We start from the raw sequence: 23,505 nt of genomic DNA, 5'->3' as shown, positions 1-23,505 counted from the left end.
GCGCGCCCAGCGACAGAGGTGAATTGTGGCCGCAGGCTGGCAGATGCCGTCCGAATGGGCAAAACAGGATTGGCTGTGGATCGGGTTTCCGCACGATCCGGTCGAATGGCCCGAAGTGCTGCCGCGCGCGCAGGAACAGATCGCTGCCTTTGCCAATGCGGTGGCCGAAAGCGGTCAGGACGTGCGCCTGCTGGTCCGCGATGCCGCGAACGAGGCGCGGGCGCGGCAATTGACCACCGCTGCCGTCACGCTGGAACGCCGGACATATGGCGATGTCTGGCTGCGCGATACCGGCCCGCTGGTGGTGCGCGGCGCGCATGGCGCGCGGCGGGCGATGCGCTTTGGCTTTAACGGCTGGGGCGGCAAGTTCGAGATGGAGGGCGACCAGACCATCGGTGCGCAAATCGCCGCCGATGCGGGGCTGGATGTGCAGACCGCCGACTGGATATTGGAAGGCGGGGCCATCGATAATGACGGGACCGGCACCGTCGTCACCACCGAACAATGCCTGTTGAACCCCAACCGCAACCCGCAGCTGACCCGCAGCCAGATAGAGGCGCGGTTGCAGCGCGATCTGGGCTTTACCCGCGTGGTCTGGCTGGGGCAGGGGCTGCTGAACGATCATACCGACGGCCATGTCGATAATCTGGCCCGTTTCGTGGGGCCGAACCGCATCGCGATCCCGCGCGCGACCATGGCCGACGATCCCAATCGCGCGATCTATGACGATGCCCGCATACGCGCGGCAGAGGCGGGGCTGGACGTGATCGAAATGCCCTCACCCGGTCTGGTCAGCGCGGGCGAGTTTGCCGAACCGGCAAGCTATATGAACTTTACCATCACGACCCATCTGGTCGCGGTGCCGGTGTTCGGCACGCCGCAGGACGGTGCGGCAATCGACCTGCTGCAATCCCTGTTCCCCGACCGGCGTGTCGTCGGTCTGCCTGCCGATGCCGTGCTGGCAGGCGGGGGCGGATTCCATTGCGCCAGCCAGCAAATGCCTTCCGCGGCGGATTAATCGATTTCCCTTGCGTTCAGCCACGGGTTGTTCGCGGTCATCAGGTTCAGCCACGCCTTGGGCTTGCGCATCAGATCCTTGGGATAGCTGATCGTCAGCCCCACGATCTGCGCGATGGCGCCGACGAAATGGATGCAATTGCGGTTTTCAAGGTCGTATCCCTTGCCCGGCAGATTGGCCCATGTGTCGACTTCTTCGCGGATGCGCCAATAGGTCTTGTCGGGGATCACCACGCTGAAATGGCGATTGGTCGATTCGACATATTTGTCCTTCTCCACCATGATCTCGCTCTCCACCGGACCGGACAGGATCGCGGGGGTGACGCGCTTGGCGGTAAAGCCGTAATTTTCGCGGATCTCCTCACCCGTCGCGTCCAGCGTGCCCGTCAGCACCACGAATGTGTGCGGATAGCGGCCAAAGAACATCGAACCGTTGAAGCTTTGGAAATGGACCGTGACGCTGGCCCATGCAGGCAGGGCGAACAGCGCCGCTGCCAGCGCCAGCAGCGCGGCGATCAGGCGGTCAGTCCCCGGCCGGCGGGGGAAGCTGTGCAAGCGCTTCGGCGATTTGCTGGCTGGCATAAGGTTTCAATATCACCGGTATATCTGCGAATTCGGCGGGTATCGTATCGTCGCCCCCATAGCCCGAGGCGAATACGAAGGGGATAGCCTCGTTCTTCAGCCGTGTCGCGGTGGGAAGCGAATTTTCCTTGCCCAGATTGAAGTCGAGCATCGCCAGTTCGATACCGCCATCGTCCAGCGCCGCCGCAGCGGCGGCGTTGGTGGAGGCAAGCGTCACCTCTGCCGCGCCCAGTTCGCGCAGCTTGTCCTCGGCATCCAGCGCGATCAACGCGCTATCCTCGACCAGCAGGACATGGCGGCCCACGATTACCGAGCCCTCGTTCCTGGGCGCGGCCTTGCTTTCGATGCGCGCCTCGCTCCCCTCGACCACGCCGGCGACATGGCGGCCGGGCAGGGTGAATTGCGCCAGCAGGCCGGCGGTGCGGTATTCGACGCTGGCCGCGCCGCCCAGCTCGTGGGGAATCGAATCGTGGATGATCGTCGTGCCGAAACCGCGCCGCGTGGGGGCAGTCACGGCGGGGCCGCCGCTTTCTTCCCAGCGGATCGCCAGATTGCGGTCGCCGTCCAGCGACCAGCCGACCGTTACCGTGCCCCCGTCGCTCAGCGCGCCATATTTGGCGGCATTGGTGACCAGCTCGTGCACCACCAGCGCCATGACGGTAAAGGCGGACGGGGTAATGGTGACGTCGGGCCCTTCGACCACCAGACGCTGTTCCGCGCCGCTGAGATAGGCCGAAGCCTCGGTCGAAATCAGCTCTTTCAACCGGCCCGGGCCCCATTGTTCCGCCGTCAGCTGGTCATGCGCGCGGGCCAGCGACTGGACGCGGCTGTCGAGTGTGCCGACGAAATCCCTGACGCTCGCCACCTCGCGGTTGGTCTGCCCGATCAACGCGCGGATCAGCGCGAGGATATTGCGCACGCGGTGGTTCAGCTCCGCGATCAGCAATTTCTGCTGCTCGCCCGCGCGGCGGCGTTCCTCGCTCGCCGCTTCGGTCAGGCGCAGCACCACTTCCAAAAGGCTGGTCCGCAGCGCTTCGGCCACGCGGATTTCGGCTTCCTCGAACCTCTTCGCCTCTCCGCGCACAAGGTTCGACCATTCCTCGAAACTCTGGCGCGGGGTCAGGCGGGGGCCATTGGGGCCATATTCGATATTCTTCGCCTGATTGCCCGCCCAGCGGACCGAACGCAGCTGTTCGGCACGGAACAGCACCACGTAATCGCGCGGACGGCGCGACACGGGGATGGCCAGCATGCCCGCCGCCTTATGCGCGAACTCCGCCGCGTCGGGCAGGATGTCGGCAATGCGCTGCGTGGTATAGATCTGCCCGACCTCGCGCCGTTCCAATTCGCGCACGATCCGCTCGAACTCGTCCTGCGTGGGGGTCAGGCCCGACATCGATACCGAACCGTCGATCACCACGCCTACCCCGTCGGCGGGAATCGCATCCAGCACGATATCGCCGATCCATTCGGCATCGTTCAGCCGCGCGGCATCCTGCGCGGCAGCGGCCAGCAGGCGCTCGGAAATCTTGCGGGCGCGATCCTCGTACTCGCCCGCCTCCTTGCGCAGCGCATTGCCCAATAGAAGCGAGAACATCTGTCCGAACAGCTCGGCGGCGCTGCGTTCGGCAAAGCTGGGCAGGCGCGGTGCATAATGATGGCACGCGAACAGGCCCCAGAACTTGCCGTCGACCACGATGGAAACCGACAGCGAGGCGCCCACGCCCATATTGCGCAAATATTCGATATGGATCGGCGACACCGCGCGGAACAGCGACATCGACAGGTCGAGCGGTTCGGCGCGCTCTACCGGCTCGACCGGACAGGGCGTGTCGGACACATCGGCGATGATGCGAAAGAAATTGCGCACGTAAAGCGCGCGGGCCTGCTGCGGAATGTCGCTGGCAGGGAAATGCAGCCCCAGAAAGCTGTCGACGCCGGGTTCCAGCGCCTCTGCCACCACTTCGCCGCTGCCGTCGGGGTCGAAGCGATAGACCTTGACCCGGTCGAAACCCGTCAGCATGCGCAATTGCCGCGCGCCTTCGCGCAGGATCGCGGACACCTGCTCGGTCGCGCCCAGCCGCGCGACCATGCCGCGCACCATCGACGATACCTCGATCTCGTCACCCTTGGCGGGTTCGCATTCGATCACGATGCTGCGGCCCGACAGGTGCAGCGCGACATCGAATTTGGGCTTGTCGGCCATCAGGCGGACAGAGAACATCCGCTCCACCGCGTCCTCTCCGCGCAGTGCGGACAGCCTTTCGCGCAGCAGGGTAATCGCCTGCGGCAGAAAGATCGTGGCGGCCGACATGCCGATCAGGCCGCGCGGATCGATATCCATAAAGGGCTGCGTATTGGCCGCGCGTTCGACCACCCAGTCGCCGTTCAGCGCCAGCAGAAAGCCGAAGGGCTGGATCGAGCCCGGAATATGGATCGGCTCGCGGTCGCAATTGGTCAGGTCGACCGCGCCGCTGCCGCCCGTGTCCTGATAGTTCAACGAAGATCCTCCGCAACAGCGGTCGCGGCGCGCCGGAACAGCTGGAAACATTCGATGGCGGCCGTACCCGCCTCGTCCAGCCATTCGGGCGTGGCGGCACTGGCGGCTTCCTCGAAACCGGCGCAGAAATCCTGCCAGTCCGCGCTCATCGTGTCGGCAGGCGTCAGATAGGTCGCGGGCGCATCGCCGGGCACCGATTGCGCCAGCAGCCGCCCGCCCAGCTTCGATCCTTCCAGCACATATTGCGCGCCCCATACGCCCGCATCGCTCAGCTCTGCGGTGATCATCGGGGCAGGCAGCCATGCGCCCAGCGCGGCCAGATCGTCGGCCAGCAATGGCAGGCGGGGGGCGAAACCCTTCCACCCACGGCCCGTGGCGGCCAGTTCGATTCCCGGCAGCGCGGCGGCATGGGCCGTCAGAAAAGCGCGGTAATGATCGGCACGCGACAGATCATATCCGGCAAAGGCCGCCTCCGTCGCCTCGTGCTGCCGGCGCGTTTGTTCGCGCATCGCGAAGCGAGCGCCGGAGGCTGCTCTGCCGCCTTGCGGCGCATGACCGGGTTCGGGGCGGGGGGCACGGTTCATGCAGAGAGGAGTTTCGATTCGATCCGCGATACGGGCTGTCCGGTCAGCGTCTTGGCTTCTTCCGCGATCAGAATGTCTTGCAGCGCCTTGTGATAATGGCGGCGCATTTCGCCCAGCGACTTGGGATCGGCGACGATCGCCAGCCGTTCGATGGTCTTGTCCAGTGCCGCGCGGTTCAGCCATTCGGCGGCTGCGGCGGCATGGGCCAGCTCGTTCAGATCGGTGCTGCCGTGGCGCTGGCCGATATCGTCCTGATGGCGCACGCCCGCGCTGAAATTCTGGCCGGCGAGTTCAGGACTGGCGAATTCGCGCAGGGCGGGATCGTCGGGCGATCCGTCGTTCACCATCACCACGAAACGTTCTCCATCGACAATGGCCAGATGGGCTTTGTGAGGCAGTCGCATGGTGGGGTCTCCCGAAATGATTGCACCTAGGCGCCTGTAACGGACGAGGGCGCGTTTTGTGCCCCGCGCCGGTGAAATGACGTTTCGGGATATGGAACAGTGTACAGGATTACGGTGCGTTGGGAACAGGCGCGGCGATCATGGCGAAAAAATACGTCGCCAACGCAAAAGGGGCGCCCCGCAAAGGGCGCCCCTCTCTTTGGTCCGATCGGGTCGGGAAACGGCGTTAGAAGCCGCCCATGCCGCCCATACCGCCCATGCCGCCCATGTCGGGCATTGCGGGGGCGGGCTTGTCATCGACCACTTCGCTGATGGCAGCTTCGGTGGTGATGAGGAGGCCGGCAACCGATGCCGCGTCCTGCAGCGCGGTGCGGACGACCTTGGTCGGGTCGATCACGCCTGCGGCGGTCAGGTTTTCATAGGTGTCGGTCGCAGCGTTGAAGCCCTGCGTTTCGTCACCTTCGCGAAGCAGGTTGCCCGACACGACCGCGCCGTCGAAACCGGCATTGGCCGCGATCTGGCGAACCGGCGCCATGATCGCCTGACGCACGATGTCGACACCGCGGGTCTGGTCGTCGTTCTCGCCCTTCAGCCCGTCGAGAGCCTTGGTGGCGTAGAGCAGCGCCGTGCCGCCGCCGGGGACGATGCCTTCTTCGACAGCTGCGCGGGTTGCGTGCAGCGCGTCGTCGACGCGGTCCTTGCGTTCCTTCACTTCGACTTCCGAAGCGCCGCCGACCTTGATCACGGCCACGCCGCCAGCCAGCTTGGCCAGACGTTCCTGCAGCTTCTCGCGGTCATAGTCCGAAGTGGTGGACTCGATCTGCGCGCGGATCTGCTCGACGCGGGCCTTGATGGCTTCCGCATCGCCCGAACCGTCGACGATGGTGGTGTTGTCCTTGTCGATGGTGACGCGCTTGGCCTGGCCCAGCATGTTCAGCGTGACGTTTTCGAGCTTGATGCCCAGGTCTTCGCTGATCATCTCGCCATTGGTCAGGATCGAGATGTCCTGCAGCATGGCCTTGCGGCGATCGCCGAAGCCCGGAGCCTTGACGGCAGCGATCTTGAGGCCGCCACGCAGCTTGTTGACGACGAGCGTTGCCAGAGCTTCACCCTCGATATCCTCGGCGATGATCAGCAGCGGACGGCCCGACTGCACCACGGCTTCGAGGATCGGCAGCATCGACTGCAGGTTCGACAGCTTCTTTTCGTGGATCAGGATATAGGGATCGTCGAGTTCGACGGTCATCTTTTCCGGATTGGTCACGAAATAGGGCGACAGATAGCCGCGGTCGAACTGCATGCCTTCGACGACGTCGAGCTCGAATTCGAGACCCTTGGCCTCTTCGACCGTGATCACGCCTTCCTTGCCGACCTTTTCCATGGCTTCGGCGATCTTCTCGCCGACTTCCTTGTCGCCATTGGCCGAGATCACGCCGACCTGTGCGATTTCACCGGTGCCCGACACGTCCTTCGAACGCGCCTGCAGGTCTGCGACGACCTTGGTGACGGCAAGGTCGATGCCGCGCTTCAGGTCCATCGGGTTCATGCCCGCTGCGACCGACTTCATGCCTTCGCGAACGATCGCCTGCGCCAGCACGGTGGCGGTGGTGGTGCCGTCGCCGGCCGCGTCATTCGCCTTCGATGCGACTTCGCGCAGCATCTGGGCGCCCATGTTCTCGAACTTGTCCTTCAGTTCGATTTCCTTGGCGACCGAAACACCGTCCTTGGTGATGCGGGGAGCGCCGAAGCTCTTGTCGATCACGACATTGCGGCCCTTGGGGCCCAGCGTAACCTTTACCGCGTTGGCGAGTGTGTCGACACCCTTCAGGATGCGTTCGCGTGCGTCACGCGAAAATTTCACGTCCTTGGCAGCCATTGTGATTTCTCCTCTTGGGAATTCTTGGAATCAGGGAAGCGGAAAGCTCAGGCGATAACGCCGAGCAGGTCGCTTTCCTTCATGATGAGCAGGTCTTCGCCGTCGACCTTGACTTCGGTGCCGGACCACTTGCCGAACAGCACGCGATCGCCAGCCTTGACGTCGAGGGGGGTGACGGTGCCGTTTTCGGAACGCGTGCCGGTGCCGACTGCCACGATCTCGCCCTCGCTGGGCTTTTCCTTGGCGCTGTCGGGGATGATGATGCCGCCGGCGGTCTTTTCCTCGGCTTCGATGCGACGGACCAGAACGCGGTCGTGCAGCGGACGGAATGCCATGATGATGACCTCTTCCAGTTGATATGGCGGGCAGGGGTGTTACAAGTCCCCCCGACCGCTTGGGTTGATATGCTTTGGCACTCTCTGCCTGAGAGTGCCAGCGGCGCGGATATGGTCCGCCGTGACGGGGGCGTCAAGCAGCGCGCGGCAGATTTTTTTGCGGTCTTTTCCCTGCAGCAAGAAAAAAGGGGCGACTCCGCGTGGAAGCCGCCCCGTTGTTTACGCCGCCGCGATGACGTTTATGTTGCGCTTGTCACGAGGCCGAGACGTTCGCGCCGGTGCCAGCGCCATCCCATAAGGACGCTGGTGACGAGCAGCCCCAGCGCTAGGCCCAGCCACACACCCTTGCCCGAAAGCGGGGTGTGAAAGCCGAGGCCCCACGCGGCGGCAAAGCCGAACACCCAATATCCGACCACCGCCATCACGAAGGGCACGCGCGTATCGGCCAGCCCGCGCAGCAATCCCGCCAGCACGGCCTGCGCGCCGTCGAACAGCTGGAACCCGGCTGCGATCAGCAGGAACGACATGGCCAGCGCCAGCAGGTCCGCATTCGCCGGATCGTCCACCGCGATATAGATCGACAGCAGCAGTTTGGGTGCGGCCAGCATCAGCGCGGCGAACACCACCGCCATGCCGCCCGTCAGCGCCAGCACGGCCAGCCCCGCGCGCTGGATGCCTTCGCGCGAACCGGCGCCGTTGTGGATGCCGACGCGGATCGTGGCCGCCTGCGAAATGCCGAAAGGCACCTGAAAGCATAGGGCTGCCAGTTGCAGTGCCACCGTATGCGCGGCCAGTTGCAGCCCGCCCAGCGCGCCCGTCAGGAACGCTGCCGCGCCGAACAGCCCGCCTTCGGCCAGGGTGATGGCCGCGATAGGCAGGCCGATCTTCCAGATTTCGCCCAGCCGTTGCCAGTCGGGCCGCCACAGCCGCCCGAACAGATAATGCCGACGCATCCGCCGGTCGGATTGGATCACCGCGATATAGGCCGCGAGAACGGACAGGGCCGTGATCACGCTGGCGATGGCCGCGCCGCGCAGGCCCAGCGCGGGAGCGCCCAGATTGCCGAAGATCAGGATCCAGTTGCCGGTGGTATTGACCAGCAGGGCCAGCACGGTGATCCATGTCGCCACGACCGCGCGGTCCATCGTCGACACGAAGATGCGCAGCACGTTGGACGCGACGACGGGGATCGCGGCAAAAGACAGCACGAACAGATATTCGCCCGCCATGGCCGAAACCGTCGGGTCCTGCCCCGTTGCATGCATCAGCGGCTCTCCGCCAAGCGCCACGGTCATCACGAACAGGCCTGCGAACAGGCTCATCCAAAGGCCCATGCGGAACGAGCGGCGCATTTCGCGCAGCGCATGGCGCCCGCGCCCCAGCGCCGTCGCGGCCATCGGGGCGACCGCGCCGATCAGCCCCAGTGCGCACCACAGCGACAGCCCGTAGACCGACGTGGCAAGCGTAATCGCCGCCAGCTGCTGCGTGCCCAGCTGCGCCACGAAGATCACGTCGATGGCATAAACCGCCATCTGCAACAGGTTCGCTGCCGCAAGCGGGCCGGCCAGCCGGGCGGTGGCGATAAATTCCTCGCGCATGGGCCGCGCGCCCGGTGCGGGCGGAGCGGTTTGCAGCGGCGCGGAGTGTAAGGTCGTCATCAGTATTCTCGAATCTCTATCGGGCAAAAAAATTGGGGCGGCGTCTTTGCGGACGCCGCCCCAGAGAGCTTCGAAGAGTTTCGAGGCTGTGAAAGTAAGGCTGTTGGCCTTCGCTTTCTTACTTGAGCGAGCCTGTCTTACTTCAGTTCGACAGTGCCGCCGGCTTCCTCGATCTTCTTCTTGATCTCTTCGGCTTCCGCCTTGTTCACGCCTTCCTTGACGGGCTTCGGCGCGCCTTCGACCAGAGCCTTCGCGTCGGCGAGGCCCAGACCGGTGATCGCACGGACTTCCTTGATCACCTGGATCTTCTTGCCGCCGTCGCCGGTCAGGATAACGTCGAATTCGTCCTTTTCTTCAGCAGCGGCGCCAGCGTCGCCACCACCGGCCGGTGCCGCAACGGCAACGGCTGCTGCAGCCGAAACGCCCCATGCTTCTTCAAGCGCGGTTGCGAGTTCAGCGGCTTCGAGAACGGTCAGCTGCGACAGCTCTTCAACAATCTTCTGGATATCGGCCATTTCAATTCACTCCATTTCGTGTCGGGCGCCGGTCAGTCAGGCGGCCCGTAAATCGATCAGAACTTTGTCCCTGCCCGAAACGGGCTTGCGTCGGCTTATGCAGCGTCCTTGGCTGCATAGGCGCCGAACACGCGGGCCAGCTTGGCTGCGGGAGCCGTCGACAGCTGGGCGATCTTCGTCGCCGGGGCGTTGACCAGCCCCACCAGCTTGGCACGCAGCTCGTCGAGCGACGGCATCGAGGCGAGAGCCTTGACCCCTTCGGCGTCGAGCAGCTGGCCACCCATGGAACCACCGACGATTTCGAGCTTGTCGTTGCTCTTGGCGAAATCGATGGCAACCTTCGCAGCGGCCACCGGATCGACCGAAGTCGCGATCGCGGTGGGGCCGGTCAGGAACTCTTCAAGACCCTTATAGGGGGTCTCTTCGAGGGCCCGCATGGCAAGACGGTTCTTCGCGACCTTGTAGGACGCACCGGCATCGCGCATCTTCTGGCGCAGATCGGTCGACTGGGCGACCGAAAGGCCGAGGTTGCGGGTGACGACCACCACGCCCACCTCGTTGAAGATGGCGTTCAGCTGTGCGACCGAATCGGCTTTCTGCGAACGATCCATGCTTACTCCTTCACGTATGATCGCCCGCTTGCGGGCAGGCGATCGGCTCATTGTGTCCACGCACGCGGCATTGCGGCCGCCTGCGCAGTCGAGTCCGTCGATCAGGGAAGGAGTGCGCCGAAATGGCGCGGGCTGCGGCCGTTCCCCGCATGGCGAGGGGGCCGCGTAAAACTCTTTTCCCCGTCTAGGCTGGACATTAAGACCGGCATATTCCGGTCACCAACTGTCTCGGACGGATGACGCGAATCCCGCACGGGGCGGGAAACGGTCGGGCGGCCCTTTGAAGCGGCGGGGGGCGAAAGTCAAGCCGGATGCGCGCTAGACGATGCGGGTGGCGATCCCGATGAACAGTGCAAGCCCGCACAGGAACATGACTAGCGCGATGGCAAGGACGGGGCGGCCGATATGGAACTGTTCGGTCCGGCGCAGGCCCGCCAGCGTGGTCCAGTATTCGATGGCCCCGATGGCGATGGCCGAGATCCCGATGCCGGCAAGGACCAGCGCGACGATCCGCGGGCTGTCGCTTCTGGCCAGCGTTCCCCCGGCCGCCATCGTGTCGAGCACCTTGTAGATGGTGAAGCCGAAGCTGAACATCGAAAGCGCGGTGCGTATCCATGCCATCAGCGTCCGGTCGGCCGCCATGATGGTCCGTTCGGTGCCCAGGTCCAACGGCGGCTGGGTATTCTCGACTGCGCTCATCTCGTCCCTCCTGAATGGCGGCCCCTTACTGCGCGGCGAGCATTAGGGGACGGGGCGCGCGGGGCTATCGGGGCTTACCCTGATGCGTCCCGGCATATCTCGCAGCCCCGATATCATGCAGCAAGGCCGCCGGATTGCGCGGGGGCAATCCGGCGGCGGTGCGGGGCGGGTGGCCAGCCTTGCGTTCAGTCCGCCTCGTAACTCAGCAGATCGCCCGGCTGGCAGTCCAGTTCGCGGCAGATCGCTTCCAGCGTGGAAAAGCGGATCGCCTTGGCCTTGCCCGTTTTCAGGATCGACAGGTTTGCAAGGGTCAGCCCGACGCGTTCGGCCAGTTCGGTCAGGGTCATGCGACGTTCGTAGAGCAGGTCGTCCAGTTTCACGGCGATCCTGCTCATGCCGTCGTCGGTATCGGTTTTGGGAGGCATCAGACCGTTCCTTCCAGCTCTTCGCGCATTTCGGTTCCCTTGCGGAACACGCGGGCGAGGATGAAGAGGATCAGGACCAGCAGGATCGCGCTGAGCGAAAAGCCGTCGCCCACGTTCTCCGCATGGCCGTCCTCGGTAATATTGTTTAGCCAGATGGCCGCGGCGCTGATCGGAAATCCGATGATCTGGATGGTCAGCATGATCCACGCCATCCGGCTGAGCCGCGTGGCGTTTTCGGGCACGAAGGGATCGCCGTCGCGCACCGTATCGACCATCTGCCACAACAGCCGCGCGACCCAGAAAATTAGGGTGACCGCAACCCCCGCCATCGCGATCAGCAGGGCAAGCGCGGTAAAGGCCTCCAGCGGAACGCCCTCGCTGACCAGTTCGGCCTCGACCTGCGAGCGGAAGATGAAGATCGCGGGCACGGCCAGCATGCAGGCAAGCGCGCCGAAAGCGGTAAGGCCCTGCATGACGACCAGCACGACCCGCGCGATGGCAAGCAGCGGATCGAGCTTTCGGGGCGGGGTGGTCAGCGGCATCGTATGTCCCTCCTTATGATTCTCGTGTTCAGGCCATTTCCGGCGCGGCGGCAACCGCAACGGTGACAGTGGCCGTGTCGGCAACGGGCGCCACGGTGGGAACCCACAGGCCCATGGCCAGCACGAAGGCGGCAAGGGCGGCGAAGCTTTGCGTGGTATAGCGCGTCATTTCATGTTCTCCGATATGTTCAATATCGAAAATCAATAAGCCCGGCGTCGTTTATCGTCAATCGATAAATATCGAAAAACGATAATACCCTGATTGTTTTACGGAAAATTCCGGCGTGTCGCCCCTTGGCATGGCTGACCTGACGGCTGGATGGGCGAATCAATCGCATCCGCGCCCTTTGACAGTGCGGGGGTGCGACCCTATATGCAGCGCCGTCCGACAGCTTCGAGCAAGGCGGCCTTTGCGCGTAAGGTCACCACGGAATGGAAGCGGGGCATCAGCGAACGACGCGACGGCTGCAGGCCACGACTCACCGGATACAGGTGCTTTCGTGCTGTCTTGCGGCCTTTTGTCGTTTCTGGACCACCCCCTCGTGCACCAGATTTGCGGGCAGCCGTGCCCTTTCGAATCGCGATGGCGAATCGGAACAGGCGGCCACCCGACCGAGACGAACACCAAGGCGAAAGAGGCTCCCTTTCTATGGCGACCCAGCTCGACGATAACGCTATCCGCCAGGGCGGCAGCAAGAAGAAGCGCATCCGCAAGATCTTCGGCGACATTCACGAAGTCGTGCAGATGCCGAACCTGATCGAGGTTCAGCGCGAAAGCTATGAGCAGTTCCTGCGCTCCGATCCGGCCACCGGCTATGTCTCGGGCCTTGAAAAGACGCTGCGTTCGGTGTTCCCGATCCGTGATTTCGCCGGCACGTCCGAGCTGGACTTCGTTCATTACGAGCTGGAAGAGCCCAAGTACGACACGACCGAATGCCGCCAGCGCGGCATCACCTATGCAGCCCCGATGAAGGTGACGCTGCGCCTGATCGTGTTCGAAATCGACCCCGATACCGAAGCGCGCAGCGTTCTCGATATCAAGGAGCAGGACGTGTACATGGGCGACATGCCGCTCATGACCTCGAACGGCACCTTCATCGTCAACGGCACCGAGCGCGTGATCGTGTCGCAGATGCACCGTTCGCCGGGTGTGCTGTTCGACCACGACCGCGGCAAGACGCATTCCTCGGGCAAGTATCTCTTCGCTGCGCGCGTGATCCCCTATCGCGGTTCGTGGCTGGATTTCGAATTCGACGCCAAGGACATCGTCAACGTGCGTATCGACCGCAAGCGCAAGCTGCCGGTCACCGCGCTGCTGTACGCGCTGGGCCTCGATAGCGAGGAAATCCTCGAGCATTTCTATAACACTGTCGTGTGGCAGCGTGGTGAGGGCGGCTGGAAGATTCCGTTCACGCCCGAGGCATGGCGCGGCCAGAAGCCCGCGTTCGACATCGTCGATGCATTGTCGGGCGAAGTCGTGTTCCCCGCCGGCACCAAGATCAGCCCCCGCGCCGCGAACAAGGCGCAAAAGGACGGTCTGACCGACCTGCTGATCCCGACCGAGGAAATCTTCGGCCGCTATGCCGCCAAGGACATGATCGACGAGTCCACCGGCCGCATCTGGATCGAGGCGGGCGACGAAGTTTCGCCCGAAAACCTTGAAGCGCTGGACAATGCCGGCGTGGACCAGCTCGAACTGCTGGACATCGACCACGTCAATACCGGCCCGTGGATCCGCAACACCATGCAGGCCGACAAGGCCGAGAACCGCGACATGGGTCTGGAAGCCATCTACAAGGTGATGCGTCCGGGCGAGCCGCCGACGAAGGAAACCGCCGAAGCCCTGTTCGAAGGCCTGTTCTTCGACGGCGAACGCTATGACCTCTCGGCCGTGGGCCGCGTGAAGCTGAACATGCGCCTTGGCCTCGACGCCGAGGATACGATCACCACCCTGCGCCGCGAAGACATCCTTGCGGTCGTCAAGGAACTGGTCGATCTGAAGGACGGCAAGGGCGATGTCGACGACATCGACAACCTTGCCAACCGCCGCGTGCGTTCGGTGGGCGAGCTGCTGGAAAACCAGTACCGCGTCGGCCTGCTGCGCATGGAACGTGCGGTGAAGGAGCGCATGTCGAGCGTCGACGTATCGACCGTGATGCCGAACGACCTCATCAACGCGAAGCCTGCCGTGGCCGCGGTGCGTGAATTCTTTGGCTCCTCGCAGCTCTCGCAGTTCATGGACCAGACCAACCCGCTGTCGGAAGTCACCCACAAGCGCCGCGTTTCGGCGCTTGGCCCGGGCGGTCTGACCCGTGAGCGTGCAGGCTTTGAAGTCCGCGACGTGCACCCGACGCACTATGGCCGCATCTGCCCGATCGAAACGCCCGAAGGCCCGAACATTGGTCTGATCAACTCGCTGTCGACCTTTGCGCGCGTCAACAAGTACGGCTTCATCGAAACGCCTTATCGCAAGGTCATTGAAGGCAAGGTCACCGGCGACGTCCAGTACCTGTCGGCGATGGAAGAGCAGAAGAACACCGTCGCGCAGGCATCGGCCGAAACCGACGCCGACGGCATGTTCGTCGAAGATCTCGTCTCGGCCCGCCAGAACGGCGAATTCGTGATGAGCCCGTCGGATCAGGTCACGCTGATGGACGTGTCGCCCAAGCAGCTCGTCTCGGTCGCGGCATCGCTGATTCCGTTCCTGGAAAACGATGACGCCAACCGCGCACTGATGGGATCGAACATGCAGCGTCAGGCCGTGCCGCTGGTCAAGGCCGAAGCGCCTTGGGTCGGCACCGGCATGGAAGAGACCGTGGCCCGCGATTCGGGCGCGGCGATCGCTGCCAAGCGTGGCGGTATCGTCGATCAGGTCGACGCGACCCGTATCGTGATCCGCGCGCAGGGCGACGTCGAGGCCGGCCAGTCGGGCGTCGACATCTATCGCCTGCAGAAGTTCGAGCGTTCGAACCAGAGCACCTGCATCAACCAGCGCCCGCTGGTGAAGGTGGGTGAGGTTATCGAGACCGGCGATATCATCGCCGACGGTCCTTCGACCGATCTGGGTGAGCTGGCGCTGGGCCGTAACAGCCTCGTCGCGTTCATGCCGTGGAACGGTTACAACTACGAAGACTCGATCCTGATCAGCGAGCGCATCGTGAAGGACGACGTGTTCACCTCGATCCACATCGACGAATTCGAAGTGATGGCCCGCGACACCAAGCTTGGGCCCGAGGACATCACGCGCGACATCCCGAATGTCGGCGAGGAAGCGCTGCGCAACCTCGACGAGGCGGGCATCGTCTATATCGGCGCCGAAGTGCATCCGGGCGACATTCTGGTGGGCAAGATCACGCCCAAGGGCGAAAGCCCGATGACGCCGGAAGAAAAGCTGCTGCGCGCCATCTTTGGCGAAAAGGCCAGCGACGTGCGCGACACATCGCTCCGCCTGCCGCCGGGCGTGTCGGGCACCATCGTCGACGTGCGCGTCTTCAACCGCCACGGTATCGAAGTGGACGACCGTACCCGCGCCATCCAGAACGAGGAGATCGAACGCCTCGCCAAGGACCGCGAGGACGAGCGCGCCATTCTGAACCGCGCGACCTATAACCGCCTGCGCGACATGCTGGTGGGCCAGACCGCTTCGGCAGCGCCCAAGGGCGTGAAGAAGGGCGGCGAGATCACCGAGGAACTGCTGGACGAAGTCGAGCGCCACGAGTGGTTCAAATTCGCGGTGGCCGACGACAACCGCCAGCAGCAGCTGGAAGCGGTGAAGAGCCAGTACGACGAGAGCGTGAAGGCCATCAACGCCAAGTTCGAGGACCGCAAGGAAAAGCTGGAGCGTGGCGACGAGCTGGCTCCGGGCGTGCTGAAGATGGTCAAGGTCTTCGTCGCGGTGAAGCGCAAGCTGCAGCCGGGCGACAAGATGGCGGGCCGTCACGGTAACAAGGGTGTGATTTCGCGCATTCTTCCGGCCGAGGACATGCCCTTCCTTGAAGACGGCACACCCGTCGACCTCGTGCTGAACCCGCTGGGCGTGCCGTCGCGCATGAACGTCGGTCAGATCTTCGAAACGCATCTGGGCTTCGCGGCACGCGGGCTTGGCATGCAGATCGCGGAACAGCTCGACGAATGGCGTGCGAACAATCCCGACGCGATGGCCGGCCCGCCGCCCGCTGCGCTGATGGACAAGCTGAACGACGTCTATGGCGAGAATTACGCCGACGACATCAACAGCCGCACCACCGAGGAAGTCGTCGAACTGGCGAACAACCTGCGCCGCGGCGTTCCGATGGGCACGCCGGTGTTCGACGGTGCGCGCGAAAGCGACGTGACCGACATGCTGCTGAAGGCAGGCTACGATTCGTCGGGCCAGTCGACGCTGTATGACGGCCGTACCGGCGAGGCGTTCGACCGCAAGGTGACCGTGGGCATCATCTACATGCTGAAGCTGCACCACCTTGTCGACGACAAGATCCACGCCCGTTCGATCGGCCCCTACTCGCTTGTCACCCAGCAGCCGCTGGGCGGTAAGGCGCAGTTCGGCGGCCAGCGCTTCGGCGAAATGGAGGTCTGGGCGCTGCAGGCATACGGCGCTGCGTACACCTTGCAGGAAATGCTGACGGTGAAGTCCGACGACGTTGTCGGCCGCACCAAGGTCTATGAAGCGATCGTCAAGGGCGACGACACCTTCGAGGCCGGCATTCCCGAGAGCTTCAACGTTCTCGTCAAGGAAATGCGCTCGCTGGGTCTCAACGTCGAACTCTCCTCGCTTGTCGACGAGAGCGATGACGAAGACGGTCCGGCCCTGCCCGAGGCGGCGGAGTAAGGGGAGCGGGCCGTCCGAAACGGCGGCCCTCCCATCCGTCACCCAAGGTTTTCCCCTGATAGGGATTTGAGAAATGAACGAACTGACGAAATTCGCTAATCCGGCCGCAAAGCCCGAGACCTTCGACCAGATCCAGATCGGTCTGGCGTCGCCCGAGCGTATCCGCAGCTGGTCTTTCGGCGAGATCAAGAAGCCCGAGACCATCAACTACCGCACGTTCAAGCCCGAGCGTGACGGGTTGTTCTGCGCGCGCATCTTCGGTCCGGTGAAGGACTATGAGTGCCTGTGCGGCAAGTACAAGCGCATGAAGTACAAGGGCGTCGTCTGTGAGAAGTGCGGCGTTGAGGTCACCGTGACCAAGGTCCGCCGCGAGCGTATGGGCCACATCGAACTGGCTGCGCCCGTCGCGCATATCTGGTTCCTGAAGTCGCTGCCCTCGCGCATCGGCCTGCTGCTCGACATGCAGCTCAAGCAGCTTGAGCGCGTGCTGTATTTCGAAAGCTATATCGTGACCGAGCCGGGCCTGACCCCGCTCGAGAAGTTCCAGCTTCTGACCGAGGACGAGCTGCTCGACGCGCAGGACGAATATGGCGAAGACGCGTTCAGCGCCGCCATCGGCGCCGAAGCGGTCAAGACCATGCTCATGGACCTCGACCTCGAACAGGAACGCGAAGATCTGATGGAAGAGCTGGCGACGACCAAGTCGGCGCTGAAGCCCAAGAAGATCATCAAGCGTCTGAAGGTCGTCGAAAGCTTCATCGATTCGGGCAACCGTCCCGAATGGATGATCCTTGAAGTCGTGCCGGTCATCCCGCCCGAACTGCGCCCGCTGGTGCCGCTGGACGGCGGTCGTTTCGCGACCTCGGATCTGAACGACCTCTATCGCCGCGTGATCAACCGTAACAACCGTTTGAAGCGGCTGATGGAACTGCGCGCGCCGGACATCATCGTCCGCAACGAAAAGCGCATGCTTCAGGAAGCCGTCGACGCGCTGTTCGACAATGGCCGCCGCGGCCGCGTGATCACCGGCGCCAACAAGCGCCCGCTGAAGTCGCTGTCCGACATGCTCAAGGGCAAGCAGGGCCGCTTCCGTCAGAACCTGCTCGGCAAGCGCGTCGACTATTCGGGCCGTTCGGTCATCGTGACCGGCCCCGAACTCAAGCTGCACCAGTGCGGCCTGCCCAAGAAGATGGCGCTCGAACTGTTCAAGCCGTTCATCTACGCACGCCTTGACGCCAAGGGTCTGTCGATGACCCTGAAGCAGGCCAAGAAGTGGGTGGAAAAGGAACGCAAGGAAGTCTGGGACATCCTTGACGAGGTGATCCGCGAGCACCCGGTTCTGCTGAACCGCGCGCCGACGCTGCACCGTCTGGGCATTCAGGCGTTCGAACCCGTGCTGATCGAAGGCAAGGCGATCCAGCTGCACCCGCTCGTCTGCTCGGCCTTCAACGCCGACTTCGACGGTGACCAGATGGCCGTCCACGTGCCGCTTTCGCTGGAAGCCCAGCTGGAAGCCCGCGTGCTGATGATGTCGACCAACAACATCCTGTCGCCCGCCAACGGCAAGCCGATCATCGTGCCTTCGCAGGACATGGTGCTGGGTCTCTATTACCTCTCGATGGATCTTGAGGGCGAGCCCGGCGAAGGCAGCATGCTGACCGACATGGCCGAGGTGCATCAGGCTCTCGAAGTGGGCGCGGTGACGCTCCACTCCAAGATCCACACCCGCGTTCCGCAGGTGGACGAGGACGGCAAGACCTATCTGAAGCGCGTGGAGACCACTCCGGGCCGCATGCTGATCGGCGAATGCCTGCCCAAGAGCCACACCGTCCCGTTCGAGGTCGTCAACCGCCTTCTTACCAAGAAGGACATCGGCGACGTGATCGACCAGGTCTATCGTCACACCGGCCAGAAGGACACGGTGCTGTTCGCCGACGCCATCATGGTGCTGGGCTTCCGCCACGCATGCCGTGCGGGCATTTCGTTCGGCAAGGACGACATGATCATTCCGGACGCCAAGGTGCCGCTGGTCGAAGAGACCAAGGCGCAGGTTGCCGAGTATGAGCAGCAGTATCAGGACGGCCTGATCACCTGGCAGGAAAAGTACAACAAGGCGATCGACGCGTGGAGCCGTTGCGGCGACCAGGTCGCGGCCGCCATGATGGACGAGATCAAGGCCCAGCCCAAGGACGAGGAGACCGGCCGGATGAAGCCGATCAACTCGATCTATATGATGTCGCACTCCGGTGCGCGTGGCTCTCCGGCGCAGATGAAGCAGCTGGCGGGTATGCGCGGCCTGATGGCCAAGCCTTCGGGCGAGATCATCGAAACGCCGATCATCTCGAACTTCAAGGAAGGCCTGACCGTTCTTGAATACTTCAACTCGACCCACGGTGCCCGTAAGGGTCTGGCCGATACCGCGCTCAAGACCGCGAACTCGGGTTACCTGACCCGCCGTCTGGTCGACGTGTCGCAGGACTGCGTCATCGTCGAGGAAGATTGCGGCACCGATCGCATGCTGGAAATGCGCGCGATCATTCAGGGCGGTTCGACCATCGCATCGCTGGGCGAACGTATTCTGGGCCGCACGCTGGCCGAGGATATCGTCCACGCCAAGACCGGCGAAGTGCTGGCCACCAAGGGCCAGCTGCTGGACGAGGCGGCGATCAAGGTGATCGAGGACGCGGAAACGCAGGTTGCCAAGATCCGCTCGCCGCTGGTCTGCGAAGCGCAGCAGGGTGTGTGCGGCAAGTGCTATGGCCGCGACCTCGCTCGCGGTACGCCGGTGAACATCGGTGAGGCTGTCGGCGTGATTGCCGCGCAGTCGATCGGTGAGCCGGGCACGCAGCTGACCATGCGTACGTTCCACATCGGTGGTGCGGCGCAGCTCAACGAGACCTCGCACCTCGAAGCGGTGTCGGACGGTAAGCTTGTCTATCGCGACATGCCGACCATCACCGACAAGCGCGGCCGCCGCCTTTCGATGGCCCGCAGCGGTGAAATCCTCGTGATCGACGCCGAAGGGCGCGAGCGCGAAATGCACCGCGTCCCCTATGGTACCGTCATCCTGTTCGACGACGGCGCCGAGGTGAAGCAGGGCGATCGCATGGCAGAGTGGGATCCGTTCACCCTGCCGATCATCACCGAGCAGTCGGGTGTCGTGAAATATCAGGATATCCTCGACGGCAAGACCATGACCGAGCAGGTCGACGAAGCGACGGGCATCGCCCAGCGCGTCATCACCGAATATCGCGCCGCGGGCCGTTCCAAGAAGGAAGACCTGCGTCCGCGTATGACCCTGCTGGGCCAGGCCGGCGACGAGACCGAGGCGGCACGTTACATGCTGGCCCCCGGCACGACGCTCTCGGTCGAGGACGGTGCGGAAGTGCAGGCCGGTGACATTCTGGCCCGTGCGTCGCGTGAAGCCGCCAAGACCCGCGACATCACCGGCGGTCTGCCGCGCGTTGCCGAACTGTTCGAGGCGCGCAAGCCCAAGGACAATGCGGTTATCGCCAAGGTGTCGGGCCGTGTCGAATTCGTCCGCGACTATAAGGCGAAGCGCAAGATCGCGATCATTCCGGAAGAGGGTGATCCGGTCGAGTATCTGATCCCGAAGTCGAAGGTGATCGACGTTCAGGAAGGCGACTTCGTCAAGAAGGGCGACAACCTGATCTCCGGCTCGCCCGATCCGCACGACATTCTGGAAGTTCTGGGGATCGAGGCCTTGGCCGAATATCTCGTGAACGAGATCCAGGAAGTCTATCGCTTGCAGGGCGTGAAGATCAACGACAAGCACATCGAGACGATCGTTCGTCAGATGCTGCAAAAGGTCGAGATCACCAACGGTGGCGACACCACGCTGCTGCCGGGCGAACAGGTCGATCTGGAAGAAATGCTCGAAACCAACGCCAAGCTGGCGAAGGGCAAGGAACCGGCCGAAGGCAAGCCGATCCTGCTGGGCATCACCAAGGCGTCGCTGCAGACCCGCAGCTTCATCTCGGCCGCTTCGTTCCAGGAAACCACCCGCGTGCTGACGCAGGCGGCGGTCGAAGGAAAGAAGGACTCGCTGATCGGTCTGAAGGAAAACGTGATCGTGGGCCGCCTCATCCCCGCCGGTACCGGCGCGGGCATGAACCGCGTCCGCGTCGCCGCCTCCAGCCGCGATGCGGCGCTGCGGGCCCAGTATCGCAAGATGCAGGAAGCGCTGATCGCCGCCGATTCGGCAGAGGAAGAGCATGCAGCCGAACTGCTGCGCGATCCGGCCGATGATCTGGGCGACGATCCGCTGGCAGCGGTCGAGGGTGAAACCCACGGCACCGATGCGGATGCAGGCGATTACCTGAACCCCGAAGCGGCGGATGGTGACGGCGACAACGAAGCCTGATCGCTGACCGGCTGACGGGGTAAACTGCTCCGTCGATATGATTGAAAACGCCCCGTCGAGGTTCGTCCCCGGCGGGGCTTTTTCATAAGCGGCGCTTGCCCGCGGCAAGTGTTTTACATGGATTTTAACTTCTTGCCGTTAGTCCCCGGCCATCGCAACGCGCGTTGAAGGTAAGGGGGCAATGGGGGCAAGGCAGGAAGCGGTGCTGAACCGCGACGAATTGCTGCTTGCCCGCAGGCTGGGCGATTATGCCGCGCATGCGCCGGTCGCCGCGATGTTGAGCGGCCTTTCCGCCATGATCGCCTGTGCCATCGCCCCGCGCGAATTAATGGCCATCTGGCACGCGCTGTGCGGCATCTGGCTGCTTGCCATCGGGGCGGTCAGCACCTTGCGCGTGTGGCATGCCGGCAGGATAGAGCCGGACACGATCGATTTCGGCTATATACGGCGGCAGGCCCGCAAGGCCGAGGTGCTCGCCTATGCCGATGCGGCGTTATGGGCACTGGGCCTGTCTTTCATCGCCTCGATGCTCGACCCGTCGACCCGCGTGACGGTCAACATACTGATCACCGGCATGCTGGCGACGGCGGCAATCCGCTTGCGGTCCATGCCGCGTATCGGCATCGCGCTGACCGTGGCCTTTGTCGCGGGCGGGGTCGGGTCCACCCTGTTGCGCGGCGATCCGGTCGATTTCGTCAATGTGCCGGTCATGCTCTTTTATGCGACGGTCGTGCTCTATTGCTTCCGCGCCGATGCGGCGGCCTATGAAGCGCGCTTCAATGCCGAATTCGCCGTGTCGGAAAGCGCCGAGACGATCCGCTTGCTGCTCCACGATTACGAAGCGCAGAGCGCGGACTGGCTGTGGCGTGTCGATCATTCGGGCTGCCTCGTCGGCGTGTGCGACCGCTTTGGCGAGGCGGCCTCGATGCCGCGGCCCGAACTGGAAGGGAAGGAACTGGTCAGCCTGTTCCGCCACGGCCCCGCGCGCGAGCATTTGTCGCACCGGCTGCTGCGGCGCGAACCGTTCCGCGATCTGACGCTGGAACTGGTCACCCGCGACGACGATCCGCTGGGCGGGCGCTGGTGGATGCTGTCTGCCTCTCCGCGCGAGGATGGCACGATCCGCGGTGTCGCCCGCGATGTCACCGCCACGCGCCGCACCGAACAGCGCGTCGCATATATGGCGCATCACGACGGCCTGACCGGCCTTGCCAACCGCTTTCTGTTTGGCGAGACGCTGGCCGGACAGCTGGCCCGCCAGCGCAAGGGCGACAGCTGCGCGCTGCTTTACCTCGACCTCGACCATTTCAAGACGATCAACGACACGCTTGGCCACAGCTGCGGCGATTTGCTGCTGACCGAAGCGGCGCGGCGCATTACCAGCAAGGTCAAGGGGCACGATCTGGTCGCGCGGCTTGGCGGCGACGAATTCGCCGTCTTGCTGACCCGTTTCCGCGATGCGGAAGAAGCGCTGGCCGTGGCCGACCGCATCGTCGCGGCCATCACCGAACCCTTCCGGATCGAGGGGCAAAAGCTGCATATCTCGACCAGCGTGGGGGTTGCGTTCCATAAGGGGCAGGGCGGTAATTCCGACGATCTGCTGCGGCAGGCCGATCTGGCGCTCTATGCCGCCAAGGCGCGCGGACGCGCCTGTTTCGCGCAGTTCGAGCCGTGGATGGAAGACCGCGAGCGGGAGCGGGCCGCGCTGGAAGCCGATTTGCGCGATGCGATCAAGCAGGGCCAGTTCGCGCTGCATTTCCAGCCGCTCGTCAATATCGATACGGGCGAGGTGGCCGGGTTCGAGGCGCTGGTCCGGTGGGAGCATCCCACCATGGGCGTCGTCATGCCGGGCGAATTCATCCCGATTGCCGAGGATACCGGCCTGATCGTGCCGCTGGGCGAATGGATCATGCGCAATGCCATCGCACAGGCGGCCCGCTGGGCCGGCGGGCAGCGCGTGGCGATCAACCTGTCCCCCATCCAGATGCGCAGCCCGCGCCTGATGTCGCAACTGGTGACCGCGATCGCCCATACCGGCATCGATCCCGCGCGGATCGAGCTGGAGATTACGGAAAACGTGCTGATGCAGGAGTCCGAGGCGAATGTCGCCTTGCTGCACAAATTGCGCGAACTGGGCGTGCGCATCTCGCTCGACGATTTCGGGACGGGCTATTCGTCGCTCAACTATCTACGCAGCTTTCCGTTCGACAAGATCAAGATCGACAAATGCTTCGTCGCCGATCTGGAAAAGCGCGAGGATTGTCAGGCGATCATCCGCGCGGTTACCTCGCTGGCGGGCACTTTGGGCATGGACACGGTGGCCGAAGGCGTGGAGCGCGAGGAACAGCTGGAATGGCTGCGCGCGGCAGGCTGCACCGAGGTGCAGGGCTATTACATATCCTATCCGTTCAATGTCGAGGAACTGAGCGACGGCCGCCCGTTCGACAGCGAATGCGAACGCTGGCGCGCCTCGATCCGCCGCCTTCCCAGCGCCGCCTGATCGTAAGGCCCGGCATAGGGTAAGGGCTTCGTGCGGCCCGTAAAA

General features: G+C 63.7%; 17 protein-coding genes. 4 read left to right on the top strand and 13 right to left on the bottom strand.

All coding sequences use genetic code 11. The features are described 5' to 3' along the window. The first annotated feature begins 43 nt into the window (after positions 1-43). Positions 44-1,018: an agmatine deiminase family protein gene (locus LOZ74_RS16135; protein WP_230293933.1), complete on the top strand. Its 975-nt coding sequence runs from the start codon at positions 44-46 to the stop codon at positions 1,016-1,018. Here LOZ74_RS16135 and LOZ74_RS16130 read toward each other — a convergent pair. The 13 genes from LOZ74_RS16130 to LOZ74_RS16070 form a co-directional block, all read right to left on the bottom strand. Beyond that, positions 1,015-1,572 carry a hypothetical protein gene (locus LOZ74_RS16130; protein WP_230292026.1) on the bottom strand — a complete coding sequence of 186 codons (558 nt, stop codon included), beginning with the start codon at positions 1,570-1,572 and terminating at the stop codon, positions 1,015-1,017. The genes LOZ74_RS16135 and LOZ74_RS16130 overlap by 4 nt on opposite strands. Beyond that, on the bottom strand, positions 1,541-4,099 hold the full coding sequence (locus tag LOZ74_RS16125; RefSeq protein WP_230292025.1) for an HWE histidine kinase domain-containing protein: 2,559 nt from the start codon (positions 4,097-4,099) through the stop codon (positions 1,541-1,543). Before LOZ74_RS16125 ends, LOZ74_RS16130 begins: the two co-directional genes overlap by 32 nt. Beyond that, positions 4,096-4,683, bottom strand: a complete 588-nt coding sequence (locus LOZ74_RS16120; protein ID WP_230292024.1) for a biliverdin-producing heme oxygenase — start codon at positions 4,681-4,683, stop codon at positions 4,096-4,098. Before LOZ74_RS16120 ends, LOZ74_RS16125 begins: the two co-directional genes overlap by 4 nt. Further along, positions 4,680-5,087, bottom strand: coding sequence for a host attachment protein (locus tag LOZ74_RS16115; RefSeq protein WP_230292023.1), 408 nt, complete (start codon positions 5,085-5,087; stop codon positions 4,680-4,682). Before LOZ74_RS16115 ends, LOZ74_RS16120 begins: the two co-directional genes overlap by 4 nt. 226 nt (positions 5,088-5,313) lie before the next feature. Further along, on the bottom strand, positions 5,314-6,963 hold the full coding sequence (gene groL, locus LOZ74_RS16110) for a chaperonin GroEL (RefSeq protein ID WP_230292022.1): 1,650 nt from the start codon (positions 6,961-6,963) through the stop codon (positions 5,314-5,316). A 47-nt stretch (positions 6,964-7,010) separates the two neighbouring features. Then, entirely contained in the window at positions 7,011-7,298 is a 288-nt protein-coding gene (groES, locus tag LOZ74_RS16105) for a co-chaperone GroES (RefSeq protein WP_230292021.1), read from the bottom strand. A gap of 239 nt (positions 7,299-7,537) precedes the next feature. Further along, positions 7,538-8,956 (bottom strand): MATE family efflux transporter, encoded by a 1,419-nt coding sequence (locus LOZ74_RS16100; RefSeq protein ID WP_230292020.1) that lies wholly within the window; start codon positions 8,954-8,956, stop codon positions 7,538-7,540. 137 nt (positions 8,957-9,093) lie between these two features. Next, positions 9,094-9,471: a 50S ribosomal protein L7/L12 gene (rplL, locus tag LOZ74_RS16095; protein WP_230279890.1), complete on the bottom strand. Its 378-nt coding sequence runs from the start codon at positions 9,469-9,471 to the stop codon at positions 9,094-9,096. Between the two features lie 95 nt (positions 9,472-9,566). After that, positions 9,567-10,082: a 50S ribosomal protein L10 gene (gene rplJ, locus LOZ74_RS16090; RefSeq protein ID WP_230292019.1), complete on the bottom strand. Its 516-nt coding sequence runs from the start codon at positions 10,080-10,082 to the stop codon at positions 9,567-9,569. Positions 10,083-10,400: 318 nt separating this feature from the next. Further along, entirely contained in the window at positions 10,401-10,781 is a 381-nt protein-coding gene (locus tag LOZ74_RS16085) for a YidH family protein (RefSeq protein ID WP_230292018.1), read from the bottom strand. 185 nt (positions 10,782-10,966) lie between these two features. Beyond that, positions 10,967-11,206: a helix-turn-helix transcriptional regulator gene (locus LOZ74_RS16080; protein WP_230292017.1), complete on the bottom strand. Its 240-nt coding sequence runs from the start codon at positions 11,204-11,206 to the stop codon at positions 10,967-10,969. Continuing rightward, positions 11,206-11,748, bottom strand: coding sequence for a DUF2975 domain-containing protein (locus tag LOZ74_RS16075; RefSeq protein ID WP_230292016.1), 543 nt, complete (start codon positions 11,746-11,748; stop codon positions 11,206-11,208). The genes LOZ74_RS16080 and LOZ74_RS16075 overlap by 1 nt, the downstream gene beginning before the upstream one ends. A 28-nt stretch (positions 11,749-11,776) precedes the next feature. After that, positions 11,777-11,917, bottom strand: a complete 141-nt coding sequence (locus LOZ74_RS16070) for a hypothetical protein (protein WP_230292015.1) — start codon at positions 11,915-11,917, stop codon at positions 11,777-11,779. Between the two features lie 480 nt (positions 11,918-12,397). Between LOZ74_RS16070 and rpoB the strand changes: the two genes are divergently transcribed. From rpoB to LOZ74_RS16055, 3 genes are all read left to right on the top strand, one after another. Continuing rightward, complete coding sequence (gene rpoB / locus LOZ74_RS16065) at positions 12,398-16,576, top strand: DNA-directed RNA polymerase subunit beta (protein ID WP_230292014.1); 4,179 nt, start codon at positions 12,398-12,400, stop codon at positions 16,574-16,576. Between the two features lie 73 nt (positions 16,577-16,649). Beyond that, positions 16,650-20,960, top strand: a complete 4,311-nt coding sequence (rpoC, locus tag LOZ74_RS16060) for a DNA-directed RNA polymerase subunit beta' (protein ID WP_230292013.1) — start codon at positions 16,650-16,652, stop codon at positions 20,958-20,960. A 181-nt stretch (positions 20,961-21,141) separates the two neighbouring features. Next, positions 21,142-23,460: a bifunctional diguanylate cyclase/phosphodiesterase gene (locus LOZ74_RS16055; protein ID WP_230292012.1), complete on the top strand. Its 2,319-nt coding sequence runs from the start codon at positions 21,142-21,144 to the stop codon at positions 23,458-23,460. The last annotated feature ends 45 nt before the right edge of the window (positions 23,461-23,505 follow it).

It is taken from the genome of Croceicoccus sp. Ery5 (assembly GCF_020985325.1).
Classification (GTDB): Bacteria; Pseudomonadota; Alphaproteobacteria; order Sphingomonadales; family Sphingomonadaceae; genus Croceicoccus.
This window is presented reverse-complemented; position numbering and strand designations above follow the sequence as displayed.